This window comes from Amycolatopsis sp. NBC_01286 (assembly GCF_035982555.1).
Lineage (GTDB): Bacteria > Actinomycetota > Actinomycetes > Mycobacteriales > Pseudonocardiaceae > Amycolatopsis.
In genome coordinates, this window is the sequence record NZ_CP108428.1 from 5,187,520 (window position 1) to 5,206,348 (window position 18,829).

At 72.5% G+C, this 18,829-nt stretch carries 21 protein-coding genes; 10 read left to right on the plus strand and 11 right to left on the minus strand.

Annotation, left to right across the window (positions count from 1 at the left end; translation table 11 throughout):
- Positions 1-17 precede the first annotated feature (17 nt).
- Positions 18-1,472: a glycoside hydrolase family 76 protein gene (locus OG570_RS24865; protein ID WP_326959653.1), complete on the plus strand. Its 1,455-nt coding sequence runs from the start codon at positions 18-20 to the stop codon at positions 1,470-1,472.
- A gap of 9 nt (positions 1,473-1,481) precedes the next feature.
- On the opposite strand, the gene OG570_RS24870 is transcribed toward OG570_RS24865, so the two are convergent.
- A complete protein-coding gene (locus OG570_RS24870; RefSeq protein ID WP_326959655.1) occupies positions 1,482-2,285 on the minus strand; it encodes a glycoside hydrolase family protein in 804 nt (267 codons plus the stop codon).
- Between the two features lie 98 nt (positions 2,286-2,383).
- On the opposite strand from OG570_RS24870, the gene OG570_RS24875 reads away from it, so the two are divergent.
- Positions 2,384-3,916, plus strand: coding sequence for an FG-GAP-like repeat-containing protein (locus OG570_RS24875; RefSeq protein WP_326959657.1), 1,533 nt, complete (start codon positions 2,384-2,386; stop codon positions 3,914-3,916).
- Positions 3,917-3,919: 3 nt separating this feature from the next.
- On the opposite strand, the gene dapA is transcribed toward OG570_RS24875, so the two are convergent.
- A complete protein-coding gene (dapA, locus tag OG570_RS24880; RefSeq protein ID WP_326959659.1) occupies positions 3,920-4,804 on the minus strand; it encodes a 4-hydroxy-tetrahydrodipicolinate synthase in 885 nt (294 codons plus the stop codon).
- A 73-nt stretch (positions 4,805-4,877) separates the two neighbouring features.
- On the opposite strand from dapA, the gene OG570_RS24885 reads away from it, so the two are divergent.
- Both OG570_RS24885 and OG570_RS24890 read left to right on the plus strand, forming a co-directional pair.
- A complete protein-coding gene (locus tag OG570_RS24885) occupies positions 4,878-5,810 on the plus strand; it encodes a LysR family transcriptional regulator (protein WP_326959661.1) in 933 nt (310 codons plus the stop codon).
- A gap of 4 nt (positions 5,811-5,814) precedes the next feature.
- Positions 5,815-6,420: an RDD family protein gene (locus OG570_RS24890; protein ID WP_326959663.1), complete on the plus strand. Its 606-nt coding sequence runs from the start codon at positions 5,815-5,817 to the stop codon at positions 6,418-6,420.
- Here the strand turns inward: OG570_RS24890 and OG570_RS24895 are convergent.
- A complete protein-coding gene (locus OG570_RS24895; protein WP_256475199.1) occupies positions 6,301-6,951 on the minus strand; it encodes a response regulator in 651 nt (216 codons plus the stop codon). The genes OG570_RS24890 and OG570_RS24895 overlap by 120 nt on opposite strands.
- 13 nt (positions 6,952-6,964) lie before the next feature.
- Positions 6,965-8,128, minus strand: coding sequence for a sensor histidine kinase (locus OG570_RS24900; protein WP_326943144.1), 1,164 nt, complete (start codon positions 8,126-8,128; stop codon positions 6,965-6,967).
- Positions 8,129-8,308: 180 nt separating this feature from the next.
- Between OG570_RS24900 and OG570_RS24905 the strand changes: the two genes are divergently transcribed.
- Positions 8,309-8,761 carry a hypothetical protein gene (locus tag OG570_RS24905; protein ID WP_326959665.1) on the plus strand — a complete coding sequence of 151 codons (453 nt, stop codon included), beginning with the start codon at positions 8,309-8,311 and terminating at the stop codon, positions 8,759-8,761.
- 27 nt (positions 8,762-8,788) lie between these two features.
- Here OG570_RS24905 and OG570_RS24910 read toward each other — a convergent pair whose 3' ends face one another.
- Positions 8,789-9,553 carry a DUF1206 domain-containing protein gene (locus OG570_RS24910; RefSeq protein ID WP_326943142.1) on the minus strand — a complete coding sequence of 255 codons (765 nt, stop codon included), beginning with the start codon at positions 9,551-9,553 and terminating at the stop codon, positions 8,789-8,791.
- A gap of 114 nt (positions 9,554-9,667) precedes the next feature.
- Here OG570_RS24910 and OG570_RS24915 point away from each other — a divergent pair, with 114 nt between their 5' ends.
- On the plus strand, positions 9,668-10,780 hold the full coding sequence (locus OG570_RS24915; RefSeq protein ID WP_326959667.1) for a DNA alkylation repair protein: 1,113 nt from the start codon (positions 9,668-9,670) through the stop codon (positions 10,778-10,780).
- Between the two features lie 107 nt (positions 10,781-10,887).
- On the opposite strand, the gene OG570_RS24920 is transcribed toward OG570_RS24915, so the two are convergent.
- Entirely contained in the window at positions 10,888-11,832 is a 945-nt protein-coding gene (locus tag OG570_RS24920) for an NADP-dependent oxidoreductase (protein WP_326959669.1), read from the minus strand.
- Between the two features lie 49 nt (positions 11,833-11,881).
- On the opposite strand from OG570_RS24920, the gene OG570_RS24925 reads away from it, so the two are divergent.
- Positions 11,882-12,547 (plus strand): TetR/AcrR family transcriptional regulator, encoded by a 666-nt coding sequence (locus OG570_RS24925; protein WP_326959671.1) that lies wholly within the window; start codon positions 11,882-11,884, stop codon positions 12,545-12,547.
- On the opposite strand, the gene OG570_RS24930 is transcribed toward OG570_RS24925, so the two are convergent.
- Positions 12,507-12,881, minus strand: a complete 375-nt coding sequence (locus tag OG570_RS24930) for a hypothetical protein (protein WP_326959673.1) — start codon at positions 12,879-12,881, stop codon at positions 12,507-12,509. The two genes, OG570_RS24925 and OG570_RS24930, sit on opposite strands and share 41 nt — an antisense overlap.
- 75 nt (positions 12,882-12,956) lie before the next feature.
- On the minus strand, positions 12,957-13,841 hold the full coding sequence (locus OG570_RS24935; RefSeq protein WP_326959675.1) for an RNA polymerase sigma-70 factor: 885 nt from the start codon (positions 13,839-13,841) through the stop codon (positions 12,957-12,959).
- A 157-nt stretch (positions 13,842-13,998) separates the two neighbouring features.
- Between OG570_RS24935 and OG570_RS24940 the strand changes: the two genes are divergently transcribed.
- Entirely contained in the window at positions 13,999-14,490 is a 492-nt protein-coding gene (locus OG570_RS24940; protein ID WP_326943136.1) for a carboxymuconolactone decarboxylase family protein, read from the plus strand.
- A 48-nt stretch (positions 14,491-14,538) separates the two neighbouring features.
- Here the strand turns inward: OG570_RS24940 and OG570_RS24945 are convergent, their stop codons facing one another.
- The gene (locus OG570_RS24945) at positions 14,539-15,411 is read right to left on the minus strand and encodes an LLM class flavin-dependent oxidoreductase (RefSeq protein ID WP_326959677.1); all 873 of its coding nucleotides are present in this window, start codon (positions 15,409-15,411) and stop codon (positions 14,539-14,541) included.
- Position 15,412: 1 nt separating this feature from the next.
- Positions 15,413-16,432 carry an aldo/keto reductase gene (locus OG570_RS24950; protein ID WP_326959679.1) on the minus strand — a complete coding sequence of 340 codons (1,020 nt, stop codon included), beginning with the start codon at positions 16,430-16,432 and terminating at the stop codon, positions 15,413-15,415.
- Between the two features lie 62 nt (positions 16,433-16,494).
- Between OG570_RS24950 and OG570_RS24955 the strand changes: the two genes are divergently transcribed.
- The gene (locus tag OG570_RS24955; protein ID WP_326959681.1) at positions 16,495-17,124 is read left to right on the plus strand and encodes a TetR/AcrR family transcriptional regulator; all 630 of its coding nucleotides are present in this window, start codon (positions 16,495-16,497) and stop codon (positions 17,122-17,124) included.
- A 4-nt stretch (positions 17,125-17,128) separates the two neighbouring features.
- Here the strand turns inward: OG570_RS24955 and OG570_RS24960 are convergent, their stop codons facing one another.
- Positions 17,129-17,590 carry a MarR family winged helix-turn-helix transcriptional regulator gene (locus tag OG570_RS24960; RefSeq protein WP_326959683.1) on the minus strand — a complete coding sequence of 154 codons (462 nt, stop codon included), beginning with the start codon at positions 17,588-17,590 and terminating at the stop codon, positions 17,129-17,131.
- A gap of 372 nt (positions 17,591-17,962) precedes the next feature.
- On the opposite strand from OG570_RS24960, the gene OG570_RS24965 reads away from it, so the two are divergent.
- The gene (locus OG570_RS24965; protein WP_247054861.1) at positions 17,963-18,814 is read left to right on the plus strand and encodes a geranyl diphosphate 2-C-methyltransferase; all 852 of its coding nucleotides are present in this window, start codon (positions 17,963-17,965) and stop codon (positions 18,812-18,814) included.
- The last annotated feature ends 15 nt before the right edge of the window (positions 18,815-18,829 follow it).

Here is an 18,829-nt window from a genome sequence, read left to right on the forward strand (position 1 = left end):
TCAGCGAGGAGTTCGTCATGCCCGGTATCTGGATTTCCGCTGCCCTCACCGCCGCCGCGCTCGTGGCCCCGGCGGCGACGCCACCCCCGTCCGCGACGCCGTCGAGCGCGCTCGCCACCATCTGCAACAAGCTCTGCGACGCCGCCGATCCGGCGAGCTCGCCCGGCGATCGCCGGCCGGTGACGTCGACGCTGTTCTCGCGGACGATCGCCCTGCACTTCGACGACTCCGACGCGATGGGCTGGGCGTCGATCGAGAACGGCAGCCCGGGCGACGAGGTGTGGCTCGACCGCTCCTTCGACGGCGGCCGGTCGTGGGCGTCGGGCAGCAGGCTCGGGGCCACCGCCGTCCCCGCGAACAACCGCGGCTGGCGCACCCTGATGTACAACGTGGACGACTGGAACAACACCGGCGTCGGCGCGCTGCGGGCGTGCGGGAAGGCCGTGGACCGCGCGGACGTCGCCTGCACGACGTGGGCCCGGACCACCTGGAACGCCGGCGAGCGCCGGACGGCCGCGGCCACCGCGGAGATGATGTTCTACAACAACTCCACGGGGTTGTTCGACACCACCGGCTGGTGGAACTCGGCGAACGCGCTCACCGCGGTGATCCGCAACGTCCAGGTCACCGGGATGCCCAGCTACCGCAACGCCATCGCGCGCACCTACGACAAGAACATCAACGCCGCGCAGGGGCAGTTCCGCAACGAGTACATCGACGACACCGGCTGGTGGGGCCTCGCCTGGGTGCTGGCCTACGACGTCACCGGCGACAGCCGCTACCTGAACACCGCCCGCGCCGACGCCGATCACATGGCCGCGTACTGGGACGGCACGTGCGGCGGCGGGGTCTGGTGGAGCACGGCGAAGACGTACAAGAACGCGATCGCCAACTCCCTCTACATCCAGCTCAGCGCGGCCCTGCACAACCGGATCTCCGGCGACAGCACGTACCTGAACCGGGCGAAGAGCGGCTGGACGTGGTTCCAGGGCACCGGCATGGTGAACGGCTCGTCGCTGGTCAACGACGGCGTCGACCTCGGTTCCTGCCGCAACAACGGCAGCACGGTCTGGTCGTACAACCAGGGTGTGCTCATCAACGCGCTGACCGAGCTGAACCGGGCGACGGGCGACGCCGGGCTGCTCACGACCGCCCGCCGGCTGGGCGACGCCAACGTCACGTCGACGTCGCTCAACACGGCGGACGGCATCCTGCGCGACCCGTGCGAGAACGGCGACTGCGGCGGCGACGGCCCGTCCTTCAAGGGCGCCGACGCCCGCGGCCTGGCCGCCCTCAACGCGGCGCTGGGCGACCACCCGTACACGGCTTACCTGCGCCGCCAAGCGGATCGGGCGTACTCGGCCGACCGCAACCCCCTCGACCAGTACGGCCTGCGCTGGTACGGCCCACTGGACAAGCTCGACGCGGCCCGCCAGCAGAGCGCGCTGGACGTCCTCAACGCGGCGTCCTGAGTGGACGCTTCACGCGGCCCGGTAGGCGACACCGCTCGCGTTCGGCGAGGTGCCGGTGTAGAGCCCGGTCGGCGTGGTCGACGTCGACAGCGAGAACCAGGCGTAGCGCTCGACGAACGACAGGCCGTTGAGCATCGCCGTCGACCGGCTGACGAAGTCGGCCTGCTGGGCCGAAGACGGGTAGCGCGGCGTCGAACCGGAGAAGTCGATGAGGGCGTATTCGGTGACCCAGATCGGGCGGTGGTAACGGTTGTAGACCGCCTGGACGTAGGACTGCAGCTGCCCGGCGGCGGCCGTCGAGAAGTCGCCGCCGTACCAGTGCAGCGGGATGAAGTCGACGCGGTAGCCGCGCGCCGCCGCGCCGCTCATGAACCGGTCGAGCCAGCCGCCGGCGACGTCCCCGCCGTACGCCACGGCGGGGGCACTCAGCCGCAGCCCGGTGTTCTGCAGCTGCGGCCACAGGTTCAGCGCGGTGTCGACGGACATGGCCGCCTGCCCGGCCAGGTCCGGCTCGTTGAACGCGAGCAGCGTGCTGCCGTTCGCTTTCGCCTGCGCGAGCTGCGCCGCGGTGACGGAACCACTGCCCCAGATCATCGGGACGAACTCGGTCCCGGCGGGCGCGGTGATGCCCTGCTTGTCCGAGGCCCAGGTGTAGAACCACTTCGCGCCGACGTCGCTCAACGCCGTGGTCACGCCGGAGAAGGAAGCGGCGCTGACGCCTTTCTTGGCGTTGGCGGCGGTGGCCGGCGCGGCCAGGCCGCCGAGCGCGGCGACGACGACCGCCGCGGTGACGAGGATCTTCCTGAAGTTCACGGGTGCCTCCGGATCACGAGTGCACGAACGACCGGGTCATCGGGATCGTACCCAGACCGGCTGGGTGCCGCCCGCTGCGTTTCTCACGGAGGTTTCCCTTGCTGCGCCGTCTCTTCGTCGTCATCGCCCTGCTCGTGTCCGGCATCTTCCTGGTGCCCGCGGCGTCCGCCGCCGCGCTCGGTCCCGCCGTGCGGGTCATGCCGCTCGGTGACTCGATCACGTGGGGCGTGGGCAGTGCCACCACGTCGTCCTACCGCGCGCCGCTGTCGCGGTTGCTGGCCGGGCAGTCGCGGTATTCGGCGCGGTTCGTGGGGACGCAGGCGTCGGGCAGCCTGCCCGGCCCGGCCAACGAGGGGCACAGCGGTTACACGATCGACCAGCTGACGGCGGGGGTCGACGGCTGGCTCGCGTTCGACCGGCCGGACGTGGTGCTGCTGCACGTCGGGATCAACGACCTGGCCCGCGGCATCGACGTCGCCGGTGCGCCGCAACGGTTGCGGACGCTGGCCGACCGGATCTTCGCGGACCGGCCCGGGGTCGCTGTGCTGTTCCTGGGCCTGATCCCGACCACGCCGGGGCTGGAGAGCGCGACGGCGTCGTTCAACAGCAGTGTGAAGGCGATGCAGGGGAGTGAACAGCAGGCGGGGCACCGGTTCCGCTACGTCGACCCGCCGGCGTTGACGTCGGCGGAGATGGCGGACAACCTGCACCCGGACGACGCGGGTTACCAGCGGATGGCGCAGAGCCTGTACGGGCCGCTGGACCAGGCGTTCACGGACGGCTGGATCGCCACGCACCCCGCACTCGGCGCGGCCACCGAAGCCGGCGGCTCGGGCAAGGTCCGCTGGGCCGACTTCGACGGCGACGGCCGGGCGGACTACCTGACGGTGGCGTCGAACGGCGCGGTGTCAGCCATCCTGAACCGCGGCGGCGACGGCCGTGGCGGCTGGTCCGTCCTGGGCCAGGTGGCGACGGGCACGACCACGGACCCGACGCGGGCGAGGTTCGCGGACTTCGACGGCGACGGCCGCGCGGACTACCTGACGATCGCCGCGAACGGTGCGGTGACAGCGTTCCTGAACCGAGGCGGCGACGGCCGAGGCGGCTGGTTGGGCCTCGGCCAGGTGGCGACGGGCACGACCACGGACCCGGCCCAGGTCCGGTTCGCCGACCTGGACGGCGACGGCCGCGCGGACTACCTGACGATCGCCGCGAACGGTGCGGTGACAGCGTTCCTGAACCGAGGCGGCGACGGCCGAGGCGGCTGGCTGGGCCAGGGCCAAGTGGCCACCGGCACAACCACGGACCCGGCGCTGGTCCGCTTCGCCGACTTCGACGGCGACGGCGCGGCGGACTACGCGACACTGGCCACTTCGGGTGCGGTAACGCTGTACCTGAACCGAGGAGGCGACGGCCACGGCGGCTGGCTCCCGTACGGCCAGATCGCCACCGGCCTCACCACGACGGCAAGCCAGGTCGCCTTCGCCGACTCCACGGGCGGCGGCAACGCGGACTACGTCCTGGCCGACCCACCCACCAACGCGGCAACGATCTACGCCTGGCAAGGCGGCGACGGCCACGGAGGCTGGACGAACCTCGGAAAGGTGGCCGCCGGAGTCCCCATCGGCTGACGCTCAAACAGGAACCACCATGCTCGCCAAGGCGTCCGTGAGCCGCTGAAGGTGGGCCGGTGGGGACTCCAGCAGCGGTGAGCGCACGGCCGCGCTCGGGATGACGCCCAGCTCCGCCAGCGCGGCCTTCGCCATGATCGCGCCCTGGGATGTCCGCATGATGGCCTCCACCAACGGAAGCAGCGCTCCCTGGATCGCCCGCGCCGTCTCCAGGTCGCCGCGGCGGACCGCGTCGATCAGCGACGCGTTGCGGTCGGCGAACGCGTTGCCCACGACGCTCACCACCCCCGCCGCACCGGAAGCGAGGTACGGCAGGTTCAGCTCGTCGATGCCGCAGTAGTACGCCAGCGACGTCCGCGTCATCACCGTCATCGCCTCGAACAGGTCGCCCTTCGCGTCCTTCACCGCGCGGATGCGGGGGTGCTCGGCCAGCTCGAGCAGCGTCGGCAGCTCCAGCGCGACGCCGGTGCGCGCGGGGACGTCATAGAGCATCACCGGCAGCGACGTCGCGTCGGCGACCGCGGTGCAGTGGGCGACGATCCCGGCCTGCGTCGGCCGCGAGTAGTACGGGCAGACCAGCAGCAGCCCGTCCGCCCCGGCCGCCTCGGCTTCGCGGGCGCGGCGGACGCTCGTGGCCGTGTCGTAGGTGCCGATCCCGGCGATCACCCGGGCGCGACCGGCCGCCCGCGCGGCGACGTCGTGGACGAGCCGGGCCGGCTCGGCGTCGGTCAGGGTCGGCGACTCGCCGGTCGTCCCTCCGACGACCAAGCCGTCGCAGCCGGTGGCCAGCAGGTGGTCGACCAGGCCGGCGAGGCCGGCGTCACTGAGCGTGCCGTCCGGGTGCATCGGGGTCACCATGGCGACGAGGTTGGTGCCGAAGAGCGTCATGGGCCGAGCCTGCCGCGGCCCGACTACCCCGGTCCAGCGATGCTTTCTTGCCGATATTGCGTAGCGTGGCTTCATGGTTGACGTCGGAGCCCTGCGGGCGTTGCGGTCGGTGGCGGCACTCGGGACCCTCGCGCGCGCGGCCGACGAGCTGGGGTTCACGGCCTCGGCCGTGTCGCAGCAGCTCAAACGGCTCGAACGGCAGCTCGGCGTGCCCGTGCTCGCGCCGGCCGGCCGCGGGGTCGTGCTCACCCCGGCCGGGCAGGCGCTCGTCGACTCGGCGCCCGCCGTGTTCCAGGCCCTCGAACGCTGCGCCGAGGCCGCCCAGTCGGTCTCGGCCGGCGCGCCGCGCGGTGTGCTGCGCGTGGTGGCCTTCTCGACCGGCATCCGCGGCCTGCTCGCGCCGGCCTTGCGGCGGCTGTCCGAGAGAAACCCGCACCTGAGCGTCAGGATCACCGAACAGGACCCCGGCGAAGCCCTCCACAGCGTCGACGCCGGGACCGCCGACCTCGCCCTCGTCCACGACGCCGACGGCCTGCCCGCCCCGCTGCCGCCGTCCCTGACCCGGCGCCACCTGCACACCGACGTCGGCGACGTCGTCCTGAGCGGCACGCACCCGCTCGCGACCCTCGAAAGGCCGCTCGACGACGCCGACCTCGCCGGGCACGCGTGGGTGACCAGCCCGCCCGGCACGGTCTGCGACCAGTGGTTCCGGCGGCTCGTGCCCGGCGATCCCGATGTGCGGCACCTCGTCGACGATTTCGCCACGCAGCTGGCCCTGGTCGCCGCGGGCGATGTCCTCGCGCTGATTCCGCGGCTGGCCCGCCCGCCGCTGGGGGAGAACGTCGTCGCGCGGGCGCTGTGCCGGCCCCCGAAACGCGAGGTCCACGCGGCGTGGCGGCGCAGCGCCGACGCCAGCCCGGCGATCCGGGCGGTGCTCACCGAACTGTCCACAAGAGACAAGGACCGCGACCCGGCGTGCGCCCGGCCGCCGGGGCCGACATCATAGGGTGATGACCGGTTCCCCGCCCGAGGATCGCCCCGGGCCCGGCATCATCGGGCGCAGGCTCGTGCAGTTCTTCCTGGACGAGATGCTCGTCTTCGTGCCGATGCTGCTGCTCGCCGTGCTGGTGATCGTGCTGTTCCACCCGAGCGGCCTGGTGTCACTCCTGCCGTTCCTCAAGGTCGTCGTCTACACCATGCTGGCCCTGGACCTCGTCGGCCTGTGGTTCGTCATGACGTGGTGGCCCTACCGGCACGGCGGCCAGACGCCGGCGATGCGCTGGCTGCGGCTGCGCGTCGTCATGCTCGACGGCTCGCACCCGCCGTTGCGGCTGTTCCTGGTGCGCCAGGTGCTGATGCTCATCGACGGTTTCGCCTGGGGCCTCGCCGGAGTCGTCGTGATGCTGTGCACCCGCCGGCGTCAGCGGTTCGGCGACGTCGTGGCGCGCACGGTCGTCGTCCGGGTGCCCAAACGCAGCCCGGCGGACTCCGAGGAGTCAGTGGACGAGGCCGCTTTCCCAGGCCCAGATGGCTATCTCGGTGCGGTTGCGGGCCCCGAGCTTGCGCTTGGCCGCGCCGATGTGCGTCTTGACGGTGGGCAGCGAAACCACGAGTGAGCGGCAGATCTCGTCGTTCGTCGCGCCGCGGGCGACCGCGCGCACGACGTCGAGTTCGCGGGGTGTCAGCGGGCTTTCGGGCGCGACGGCCTGCCGCGGGTCGCGCCGCGCGTAGTGCGCCAGCAGCCGGGTCGTGATCGCCGGCGACACGAGCGCTTCGCCGTGGGCGGCCGCGTGCACCGCCTCGATGAGCAGGTTCGGCCCGGCGTCCTTGAGCAGGAAGCCGCAGGCGCCGGCGCGCAACGCCGCGTGGACGTTCTCGTCGAGGCCGAACGTCGTGACCATCACGACGTGCAGCGGGTCGGGCACGTCCGGGCCGGCCAGCAGTTCCGTCGCGCGCAGCCCGTCCACGCCGGGCATCCGGATGTCCATCAGCGTCACGTCCGGACGCAGCTCCCGGGCCGCGCGCACGGCTTGCTCGCCGTCGGCGGCCTCCCCGACGACCTCGATGTCCGGTTCGCCTTCGAGGATCAGCCGGAATCCCGCGCGGACCATCGCCTGGTCGTCGGCGATCAACACTCGCGTGGGCAACGGGTTCTCCTCCTCAGCCGGGGTCGAGCGGCAGCCGCGCCGCCACCCGCCAGCGCTGTCCGGCGGCCGGTCCGGCCTGCACCGTACCGCCCACCGCCGCCACCCGCTCGGCCATCCCGAGCAGGCCGTAACCGCCGCGGCGGGCGGGCCGCGCGGCGCCGTCGTTGACGACCTCGACGCGCAGCTCGCCGCGGGGTTCGTGGCGCACGAGCACCCGGACCTCGACGGCGTCGGGCGCGTGCCGGCGGACGTTGGTGAGCGATTCGGTGAGCAGCCGGTGCGTGGTCGTCACGACCTCGGGCGTGACCGGGAGGACCGCGAGGTCGTCGCTGACGTCGAGGTGGATGCGGGTGTCGTCGGGCACCGCGCGGTCGACGGCGGTGGCGAGGTCGGCGGGCGGGACGAAGAGGTCCTCGCCGTCGGTCCGCAGCGCGCCGACGAGCCGGCGCATCGCGGAAAGCGCCGCCGCACCGGCGGTTTCCAGCTCGGCGAACGTCTCGGTGTCGCCGCCACTGCGTTCGGCGACGCGGTGCGCGGCCTGGACGCGCACGACGATGCCGGTGATCTGGTGGGCGACGAGGTCGTGCAGCTCGCGCGCCAGCCGAAGTCGTTCGGTGGTGCGGATTTCGAGGACGTCGGCGCGGCTGCGGACCTCGGCGTCGCGCAGGATCAGCCCGACGGCCAGCGCGCCGCCCCAGAGCAGCGCGGCCCCGGCGGCGAAGAGCGCGGCCGGGGTTTCGGCGCCGTAGCGCAGGATCGGGGCGAGCGTGGTGGCGGCGCCGCCGAGGATCGCCAGCGCGGCCGCCGCCCGCGGGGCGAGCCGGTGGCAGCAGGCCCCGACCATCAGCGCGATGGCGAGGGCCTCGGCCGCGCTGGGCTGCGGCGGGAGCTGCCGGCCCGCCGTCGCCGCGATGACGGCGGCGATCGCCGTGCCCAGCAGGGAAAGCCCGGACACGGCGGCGGCCAGTGCGGCCGTGTGGTCGGGGAACCGCCGGCGCAGCACGGCCAGGAGCGCGACGACCGGGCCGAGCCCGGGCGCGAACTCCAGGGTGATCGTGGCGAGCTGACCCTGCACCGGTCCAGGCCGGACGGCGAGGGTCATGTCGAGCGCCACCAGCGCGCCGAGGACGACCGACTCGGCCACGAGCAGCCCGCGCCGGCCCGGCAGGAGGATCACGTGCTCGTTCCGGGAGTCATCTCCCGATCGTGCCTCACCCGAAGTCGGCGCGCTCCACCACGGCGACATCTCATCCCCAGGTACGAGACGCCCGGCGAATCTCGTACCGCCGGTTGATCGCGGCCGCGGCGAAGTTCGCCAGACTCGGGACGGAAGACGAGGCGAGACGGAGGGAATCCGATGCAGGAAACCGCGTTCGTACCCGGCCCGCGGCCCGTGAACGGGAAGATAGTCGGCTTACCGGGCTGGTACTTCCTGCTGGTCGGCCTGCTGGTGGCCAGCAACGACCTGACCCAGCAGTTCGCGGACCGCTATTCGTGGGTGTCGCTGCTGCCGCTGGTGCTGGTGGCGGTGCACGTCGTCCTGTGGTTCACGATGCTTTCCCGGCGCCGGCAGTACTTGCGGGCGGTGTGGCGCAGCAAGCAGGCGCTCGGCCTGGTCGCCGTGCTGTTCGCGGCGCGGCTGCTGCTCCAGCTGGGGCTGGCCGCGCTGACCGACCGCGTGGCGCCGTTGCACAGCTACACGCACCTGATCCTCGGGCTGACCATGCTGGTGCTGACCACCGCCGGGGCCTGGTTCGACCAGTGGCTCGTGCTGCGGGTGGTGAACAAGCAGCAGCACCCCGGCTTCTGAGCCAGATCCGGGCGTCGGATCCGGGCGTCAGATCTTGCGGAACCGCGCGTCGAAGAGCGCGAACACCCCGAAGGCGGCGATCCCCGCGGCGAGGACGAGCAGCAGTGGTTGCCCGTAGGGCTGCACGGCCAGCGTCTTCAACGCGGGGTCCAGGCCGGCCGCCTTCGCCGGGTCGTAGTTCACCGCGGCCAGCACGAACATCACGCCCACCGCGGCGTAGGCCACCGCGACGGCGCACCAGCCGATCTGGCCCAGGCGTTCGGTCGAGCGCCGGACCGTCCGGGGCGCCTTGCCGAACTCCAGCTCGCGCAGGAACGTCTTGCGGACGCCCCGGTGGACGAGGAAGGCCGCGACGCCGATCACCGCGATCCCGGCCGCGATCACCACGACCGCGCCCCACGGCTGGGCGAGCAGGCCGGCGACCAGGGACTTGCCCTGGCTCGGTGCGCCGAGGGCGGTCTTGCCGGCGCTGTAGGCGACGAGGCCGTACAGCACGACCTCGATCCCGCTGGTCACCCGGCGCAGCAGCCGGCGGCGGGGCGGGGCGTGCCGGTGGCCGGTGAGGACCTCGGTCACCTGCCAGAGCGCGAGCACCGTCGTGCCCACGGTGACCAGCCACAACAGCCAGACGCCGGCGCCGTCCGCTACGAGCTGGAGGGCACCGGCCTTGTCGGCCTTCTCGTTGTCGCCCAGCGCCACCTGGGCGGCCAGCCAGGCCACGACGAGGTGCACGATCGCGTAGCACGTGAGCCCGATCCGGGCGATCAGGGTGAAACCTTTGAAATCGGGCATCCGCCGATCCTTGTCCCCCGAGGCCGGATTGGCCAGGACCGTTTTTGTCGGTCCCCTTGCGTACGGTCTCGGTGATCGGTCGAGGACGGCCGATCACCGAGACCGGAGGCCCCCATGCCCTTCGCCGATGAACTGATCGGCACCCCCGCGGTGCGCGCGCTGATCGCGTCACTGCACGTCGCCGCCCCGAAGGCGCGGCTGACGAGGTTGCGCGCGGCGGAGGCCGCACTCGGGCCGCTGTCCCTGCGCGAACGCAGCGACCTCCTGCGGGACGCCCTGCTGGAAGACCTGCCGGGCGACTACGCATCCCTGGCGGCGGTGATGCGGACGGCGGCGGCAGAGGCCCCGACGTTCACCGGCTGGCTGATCTGGCCGGTGACCAGCGCAATCGCGGTCAAGGCGGTCTCCGACGGCGGCCCGAAGGCCTTCGACGACGCCCTCGCGCTGCTGGCGGAGCTGACCCCACGGCTGACGGCCGAGTTCGCGCTGCGCGTGCTGCTCAACCACGACCTGGACCGCGCGCTGGCCAAGATTTCCGGCTGGACGACGTCGGACAACCATGACGTGCGCCGGCTGGCGTCCGAAGGAACCCGCCCGATGCTGCCGTGGGCCGTCCGCGTACCGGCCATCCTCGCGTCGCCGAAGTCGACGCTGCCGATCCTGGACGCGCTCTACCAGGACGAGAGCGAGTACGTCCGCCGCTCGGTGGCCAACCACCTCAACGACCTGAGCCGCCGCGAGCCGGACCTGGTGGTCGAGACGGCGTCGGCGTGGCTCGCCGCCCCGGGCGCCGACCCGCCGGCCACCACCCGCCTGGTCCGGCACGCCCTGCGCACCCTGGTCAAGCAAGGCCACCCGGGTGCCCTGGCCCTGCTGGGCTTCACCCCGGCCCGAGTCGACGTGACGGGCCCGCTGCTGGTCTCGGACACGGTGCTGATCGGCGACGCCCTGGCGTTCACGGCCTCGATCCGCAACCTGGCCCCGGAACCGGCCCGCCTGGCGATCGACTACGTGGTCCACCACCGCAAGGCAAACGGCGGCTCCACGACCAAGACGTTCAAGCTGACCACCCAGGTGGTGCCCCCGGGCGAGACGTACGAGCTGACCCGCGAGCACTCGTTCAAGCTGATCACGACCCGCCGCTACCACCCGGGCCCGCACGCACTGGAACTGCAGATCAACGGAGTGAGAAGCGGCCGAGCAGACTTCAACCTCCTGGCCGAGTAGTGCCGGTCCGCTCGGGACGGGCGGCGAGGGTGCCCGTGAGCGGAAACCGTGCCGCGCCCAAGAATCGCCGCCTACCGCGCGGGCGCGGCGGCCGGAGTGCCCAGCGATCAGTGCTGCAGCACGATCTTCCCCCGTGCGTGGCGGCTTTCGCTGAGTTCGTGCGCGGCCGTGACCTCGGCGAGCGGGAACGTCGCGGCCACCGGGATCCGCAACCGGCCCTCCGCAGCGAGCGTGACCGCGACCGGAAGCCCGTGCAACGCCAAGGGATCCGCGCCCGGTGTGTCCGGGGCGCCGTGCGACATGTGCACCCCGTGAGCCGCCGCGCCGAAATCGGCGATGGTCACCACAGAAGCGGCGCCCGCAAGAGCCACGAGGTCCGGCAACGCGCCGCCCGCGCAGTCGAACACCGCGTCCACTCCGGACGGTGCCAGGGCCCGGACCCGCTCCACCAGCCCTGGGCCGTACGTCGTCGGCTCGGCGCCCAGTGCGCGCAGGAAGTCGTGGTTTGCCGCACTCGCCGTGCCGATGACCCGCGCGCCGCGGGCGGTCGCGAACTGGACGGCCACCGAGCCCGTGCCGCCCGCCGCGCCGTGGATCAGCACCGTCTGGCCGGCGCGGACCGCGAGCCGGTCCAGGACGCGGGTGGCCGTCTCGACCGCTCCCGCAGCGCCGCCCGCCTCCGCCCAGCTCCACGCCGGCGGCTTCGGGGCCCACGCCGCCAAGACCGCGAAGTCGGCGTTCGCCCCGCGCGTGGCCGCCGGCGCCATGCCGAACACCGGATCACCGAGCGAGACCCCAGAGACCCCAGAGACCCCAGAGACGCCGGCGCCGATCTCGTCGACCACCCCCGCGGCGTCGAACCCGGTGCGGAACGGGAACCGCACCGGCACGACGTCCCGCAGCTCGCCCGAGCGCAACCTGATCTCGCCCGGCGAGATCGCGGACGTCCTGACGGCGATGCGGATCTCACCCGCGCCGGCGTGTGGCGGCGGAACCTCGGAGACCTCCACCACGCTGGGCGGGCCGTACGCGGAAAACCGGACAGCTCTCATACGGGCGAACGTAACGGAGCACCCCGTCCGGTTGACTAAAGTGAGAGCGGTGACGGCCGAAGTGAGAGCGCCCCTGCGCTCCGACGCCCGCGACAACCGCGGGCGCATCCTGGTGATCGCCCGCGCGGCCTTCGCCGCCGAGGGCCTGGACGTGCCGATCCGCGAGATCGCCCGGCGCGCCGGGGTCGGCGTCGCCACCGTCTACCGGCACTTCCGCACCAAGGAAGCCCTGCTCGCGGAGGCCTTCGCCGAGCAGCTGGCCTCGTGCCGGGCGGTCGTCGAAGACGGCCTCGCGGCGGCCGACCCCTGGCGCGGGTTCTGCCTGGTCATCGAACGGCTCATGGAGGTCCACGCGCTCGACCGCGGCTTCGCCCGCGCGTTCACCTCGCAGCTGCCCGGCGTCACGCACTTCGCCGCCGACCGCGACCGGACCCTGCGCCTGCTGCTGAAGCTGGTCCGGCGGGCGAAGGAAGCCGGCGACCTGCGCGACGACTTCGTGCTGGAGGACGTCAGCCTCGCGCTGATGGCGAACGAGGGCATCCGCGCCGAGACGCCCGAGCTGCGGGTGGCGGCGTCCCGGCGGTTCGCGGCCCTGATGATCCAGTCGTTCCGGGCGGACCCCGTCCTGACGCCGTTGCCGCCCGCCGTCCGGCTGCCGTTGTCCCGGGTCGAGCTCAGCAGGGCCCGAAGTAGCGGCACTCGATCAGCGCCCTGAGGTCGAGCGCCGCGGCGCGCGGTTCGAGGTCGTCGAGCAACGGGCCGACGCCGCCGACGGAGACGACCCGCTCGGCCGTGTCGTGCTCGGCGCAGCCGCTCCCGTGGAGGTTGCCCGCCGGGAGGACGCAGAACACCTCCGCGCCGTCGTCGTCGTAGCTGAAGTAGGCCTGCAACGGGACCGGCGTGGCGTCGGCGACGTCGTTGCACCGCACGCCGCCGAAGCTGCCGGGGAACTCCCAGCCCGGGTCGTCGGCGGTGCGCTCGTCGGCGCGCCAGCCGCGCCCGGTGAGGAACTCGTGCACGCGCTGCCGGTCGGACGCGGTCTGGGCCATCGAGGGATCCCTTCGAACGAGGCGAGGAACCTCCAGTGTCTCGGGACCCCGTCCGCCACGAATGGGTGACCGGGGTCAGCGGCGGAGCGTGGTCTCCGCCGCCATCCGCGACAGCTTCTCGGGGTTGCGCACGGCGTAGACGCCGGTGACGAGACCGCCGTCGATCCGCAGCGCCAGCACGGTGTCGAGCTCGCCGTCGAGCGACATGACCAGCGCCGGGTGGCCGTTGACCTGCGCCGGGCGCAGCGTCGCCCGGCCCTCGACCCGGCCCAGCCCGCCGGCCAGCACCCGGCCGACGCGGTCGGCGCCGACCACCGGCCGCAGCACCGCCTGCTTGACCCCGCCGCCGTCGCCCACCAGCACGACGTCCGGGGCGAGGACGTCGAGCAGGCCCTGCAGGTCACCCGTCTCGATCGCCCGCTGGAACGCCTCGAGCGCGGTGCGGGCGGCGGCGCGCGAGACGTCGCCGCGCGGCCGCCGCGCCGTGACGTGCGAGCGGGCCCGGTGCGCGATCTGGCGCACGGCGGCCGCGGACTTGCCGACGGCGTCCGCGATCTCGTCGTAGGGCAGGTCGAAGACGTCACGCAGCACGAACACCGCCCGTTCGGTCGGTGCCAGCGTCTCCAGCACCAGCAGCATCGCCATCGAGACGCTGTCGGCCAGCTCGACGTCCTCGGCGACGTCGGGGGCGGTCAGCAGCGGTTCGGGCAGCCACGAGCCGACGTAGGACTCCTTGCGGCGGCCGAGCGTGCGCAGCCGCTGCAGCGCCTGGCGGGTGGTGATCCGGACCAGGTACGCCCGCTGCGCCTGCACGGTCGCCAGGTCGACGTCGACCCACTTGAGCCAGGTCTCCTGCAGGACGTCCTCCGCGTCGGCGGCCGAGCCGAGCATCTCGTAGGCCACGGTGAACAGCAGATTGCGGTGGGCGAGGAACACCTCGGTGGGGTCGTCCCCGGTCATGTGGTCCCCCTTCGCGTTCGGCTGCGTCCCCCATCAGATACCGGGCGACGCCGTTCTGTGACAGGGCGCCGCTGTGGCGTGGGTCACTGTCACAACGGCCGGGGGCACCGGCATCTGGTGGTCGTCAACGCACGATCACGAGATGAGGACACACACCATGGAAGCCCGATTCGACATGCTGGACAACGAGTTCGCGGCCAAGTTCGGCAAGCGGTTCGCCGGCGTCAGCCTGCTCATCGACCGGTCGCCGCTGCCGAAGGTCGTCCAGGAGCTGGTCAAGATCCGCGCCAGCCAGATCAACGGCTGCGGCTTCTGCACCGACATGCACACCAAGGACGCCACGGCCGACGGCGAGACCTCCGTCCGGCTCAACCTGGTCGCGGCCTGGCGCGAGGCCACCGTGTTCACCGACGCCGAGCGCGCCGCGCTGGCCCTGACCGAGGAGGGCACCCGGCTCGCCGACGCGCACGAGGGCGTGTCCGACGAGACGTGGGCCCGGGCGCGCAAGCACTTCGACGACGACCAGCTCGGCGCGCTCGTCTGCCTGGTCGGCCTGATCAACGCGGCCAACCGGATGAACGTGATCGCCCGCACCCCGGCGGGCTCCTACGAGGCCGGCATGTTCGCCGACTTCGTCCCGGAGGACTGAGCGCCGCGGCGGTGCCCGACAAGTCCACTGTGGACACCGCCGTGGCCGTCAGGCCGACGTCACCGGCCGGATCACCTCGTCGGCCAGCCACTTCGCGACGCCGTCCGGGTACGGCGACGCCACGCTCAGGACGAAGTGCCCGAAGCCCGCGTCCCGGGCTTCGCGGATCGCGTCCCGGGTGGTGCCGGGCTCGTCGTAGGACACCGGCAGGTGGATCGAGCGGGTGATGGCCGCCGGGTCGCGGCCGACCTCGCCGCAGTAGCGGTCCAGCAGCGCGCTGCGGCTCACGACGTCCGCGAGGTCGCCGCCGGGGATGTTCCACACGTCGGCGTGCTCGGCGACCACGCGCAGCGTCGCGGCCGCGCGCCCGCCGATGACGATCGGCGGGCGCGGCCGCTGGACCGGCTTCGGGCTGCCGAACGCCCCGGTCAGCCGATGGTGGACGCCGTCGAAGTCGAACGGCTCGTCCTCGGTCCACAGCCGCTTGATCAGCGTGCAGGCCTCGGCGAAGCTCGCCACGGCGTCCGCGGTCTCCAGGAAGGGCAGGCCGTGGGCCGCGTACTCGCGCCGGGCCAGGGGATGGCTGGGCCGCGAGCCGACGCCGATGCCGAAGTCGAGCCGGCCACCGGACACGACGTCGACCGTCGTGGCGATCTTGGCCAGCACGGCCGGCGGCCGGAAGCGGTTGCTGGTCACCAAAAGGCCCAGGCGCAGCCGGGACGTCTGCGCGGCCAGCGCCGAAAGCAGCGTCCAGCCCTCGAAGATCGGGCCGTCCGGGTCGCCGAAGATCGGCATGAGGTGGTCGAACAGCCAGGCGTGCTCGATCTCGGGGATCGCGTCCGCCTCGCGCCAGACGCGCAGGATTTCGGGGTAGGAAACCTGCGAAGGCGCGGTCATGATGCCGAATCGCGGAGCGGACATGTCAGCGGCGCCTCAGGGTCGGGTCGAGCAGGGCGGGCGGGGTGTCGAACTTCTCGTCGGGCGCCAGGTCGAGGCCCGGCGCGACGATCGCGTCGATCTCGTCGAGCACGTCGGCGGGCAGCACGGTGTCGGCGGCGGCGAGCTGCGAGTGCAGGTGCTCCAGCGTGCGGGGGCCGATGATCGCGCTGGTCACGGCGCGGTGCGCGGTGACGAACCCGAGCGCGAGCTGGATCAGCGTCAGCCCCGCCTCGTCGGCGACCTTCACCAGCCGCTCGACGGCGTCGAGCCGGGCCCGGTTGGCGGGCAGGGCGAGGTCGAAGCGCTGCGGCAGGACCCGCGACCGGCTGGTGGTGATCTCCCGGCCCTCGCGGACCGCGCCCGAGAGCCAGCCCGACGCGAGCGGGCTCCACGCCAGCACGCCGAGGCCGTACTCCTCGGTCACCGGCAGCACGTGGGTCTCGACCCCGCGCTGCAGGATCGAATAGCCGGGCTGCTCGGTGACGTAGCGGCTCAGGTGGTGCTCGCGGGCGGCCCACTGGGCCTGCACGATCCGGTACGCGGGGAAGGTCGACGAGCCGAAGTAGCGGATCTTGCCCGCGCGCTGCAGGTCGGTGAGCGCGGACAGCGTTTCCTCGTCGCCGGTGGCCGGGTCCCACCGGTGCATCTGGTAGAGGTCGACGTGGTCGACGCCGAGCCGGCGCAGGCTGTGGTCCAGCTCGGTGACCAGCCAGCGCCGGGAGCTGCCCCGGTGGTTGCGCTCCTCGCCGATCGGCATGGTCGCCTTGGTGGCGAGCACGAGGTCGTCGCGGCGCCCGGCGATGGCCTTGCCGACCATCACCTCCGACTCGCCGTCGCCGTACATGTCGGCGGTGTCGACGAGGTTGATCCCGCCCTCGAGCGCGGCGTCGACGATCGCGGTGGCCTCGTCCTGGGTGGTGCGCCCGATGGCACCGAAGTTCATCGCGCCGAGCGCGAGCGAGCTGACCTGCACACCGGTGCGGCCCATCGTGCGGTACTGCATGAGACTGGTCCTCCATGGCATCATGGATAAGCGGAACATTGCTCCACTAACGATACGGAGCAATGTTCCGTTTCGCAACCGACGAGAGGAACGGCGTGGTGGACGAGGGCGCCCAGGGGCCGGCTCCGGAGCAGGCACGGCCGAAGCGGGCCGACGCCCGGCGCAACCAGGAGACGCTGCTCGACGCGGCCGCGGCGGTCTTCGTCGCCTCCGGCGTGGACGCGCCGGTGCGCGACATCGCGGCCAAGGCCGGCGTCGGGATGGGCACGATCTACCGCCACTTCCCGACCCGCGCGGACCTGATCATCGCCGTCTACCGGCACCAGGTCGAAGCCTGCGCGGAGGCCGGCCCGGCCCTGCTCGCGGCCGCCGAAAGCCCACACGCCGCGCTGGCAGAGTGGATCGACCTGTTCGTCGGCTTCCTGGTGACCAAGCACGGCCTGGCGGGGGCGATGCAGTCCGACCAAGCCGGCTTCGAGACGCTGCACGCGTACTTCCTCGACCGGCTCGTGCCGGTGTGCACCGAGCTGCTCGACGCCGCGGTGGCGGCCGGCGAGGTCCGCGCCGACGTCGCGGCGCTGCAGCTCATGCGCGGCGTCGGGAACCTCTGCATCGGCGCGGACACCGACGCCGGTTACGACGCGCGCCGGCTGGTCGAGCTGCTCATCGCGGGGCTGCGGGTGCCGCGCTGAGGCGTCACTCGGCGACGAACGCGCGCTGCTCCTCGGTGATGTCGGCGAACATCCGCTTGAACCGCGCGTAGTCCTCGGCGCCGAGCCGCTGCGCGTGCCGCCGCTGCATGTCCGCCATGATCGCGTCCGCCGTGCGCATCTGGTCGAGCCCGCGCACGGTGGGGCGGATCAGCTTCGCGCGGCGGTCGCTCGGGTCGGGCCGGCGTTCGACGTAGCCGAGGGCTTCCAGCTCGTCGACGAGCGTGCCGACGATCTGCTTGTGCTGGCCGGACAGGCGCGACAGCTCGGTCGCGCGCACGCCGGCGGGGTCCAGGTAGGCGAGCACGGCGCCGTGGCGGGGGTTCAGGTCGCCGAAACCGCGCGCGGCCAGCGTGGTGAACAGCTCCCGCTGCACCGCGAACAGGAGCCGGCCCGCCAGGACGCCCAGATCGGGGTCCGTCGCGGTGCGCTCGGCTCGGGTGACCATCCGCCCACCCTACCGAGCGGGCATCGCGCGGCGCGAGCACCGCGGCCGGTTCCTCCACAGTGGACCATCGGTGCGCGGGAAACCCGAAACCGGTGTTGGCCGTCCGTCAAGCCGGCGGCGGCGCGTTCACCCGCTGTCGTCCGGCGTCATCCGACCAGGGAACGCAATCGGCCGCCCGGGTTGTTCCCGCCGTCGCGATCCGGTCCGCTCGCGGAGTCGGATAGGCCGATCAGGCCGCGGAACCGGACGTCTTCCGTTTACCGGAGTGAACGTTCTTGTGACCCCCGACAACGGGCCGCTAGCGTTGCTCATCGGGCCGAGGGAAATCGTCCGGCCCATTTATTTCCGGCGTGGGAAAAGAAGGAGCCGCCCGTGATTTCCACCGACCAGCCCGTGATCCGCAGCGCGTACCAGCAGTCGATCGCCGACTACTGGAACCGGGAAAAGGATCCGGTGAACCTCCGGCTGGGCGACGTCGACGGGCTCTACCACCACCACTACGGCATCGGCGAATACGACCCCGCGGTGCTGGAGGCACCCGAGGACGTCCGGGACGCCACGATCATCGCGGAAATGCACCGGCTGGAAACCGCGCAGGCCGAGGTGCTCCTCGACCACCTCGGCGCGATCGGCCCCGGCGACCGGCTGCTCGACGCCGGCTGCGGCCGCGGCGGCAGCAGCATCATGGCCAACCACCGCTTCGGCTGCCGGGTCGACGGCGTGTCCATTTCGGAGCAGCAGGTCGCGTTCGCCAACGAGCAGGCGGCCAAGCGCGGGGTCGCCGACCAGGTGCAGTACCACCTGCGCAACATGCTCGACACGGGCTTCGAAACCGGTGCCTTCAAGGGTATCTGGAACAACGAGAGCACGATGTACGTCGACCTGCACCAGCTCTTCGCCGAGCACGCCCGCCAGCTCGCGCCGGGCGGCCGGTACGTCACCATCACCGGGTGCTACAACGACGTGACCGGCGGCCGGTCGCGCGCGGTGAGCCAGATCGACCAGCACTACATCTGCAACATCCACGCCCGCGGTGACTACTTCAAGGCCCTGTCCGCCAACGGTTTCGTGCCCATCAACGTCGTCGACCTCACCGCGGCCACGATCCCGTACTGGGAGCTGCGCGCGCAGTCGTCGGTGGCCACCGGGATCGAGGACCCGTTCCTCACGGCCTACCGCGAAGGCAGCTTCCACTACCTGCTCATCGCCGCCGACCGGATCTGAGCGAGGGGATTCCCG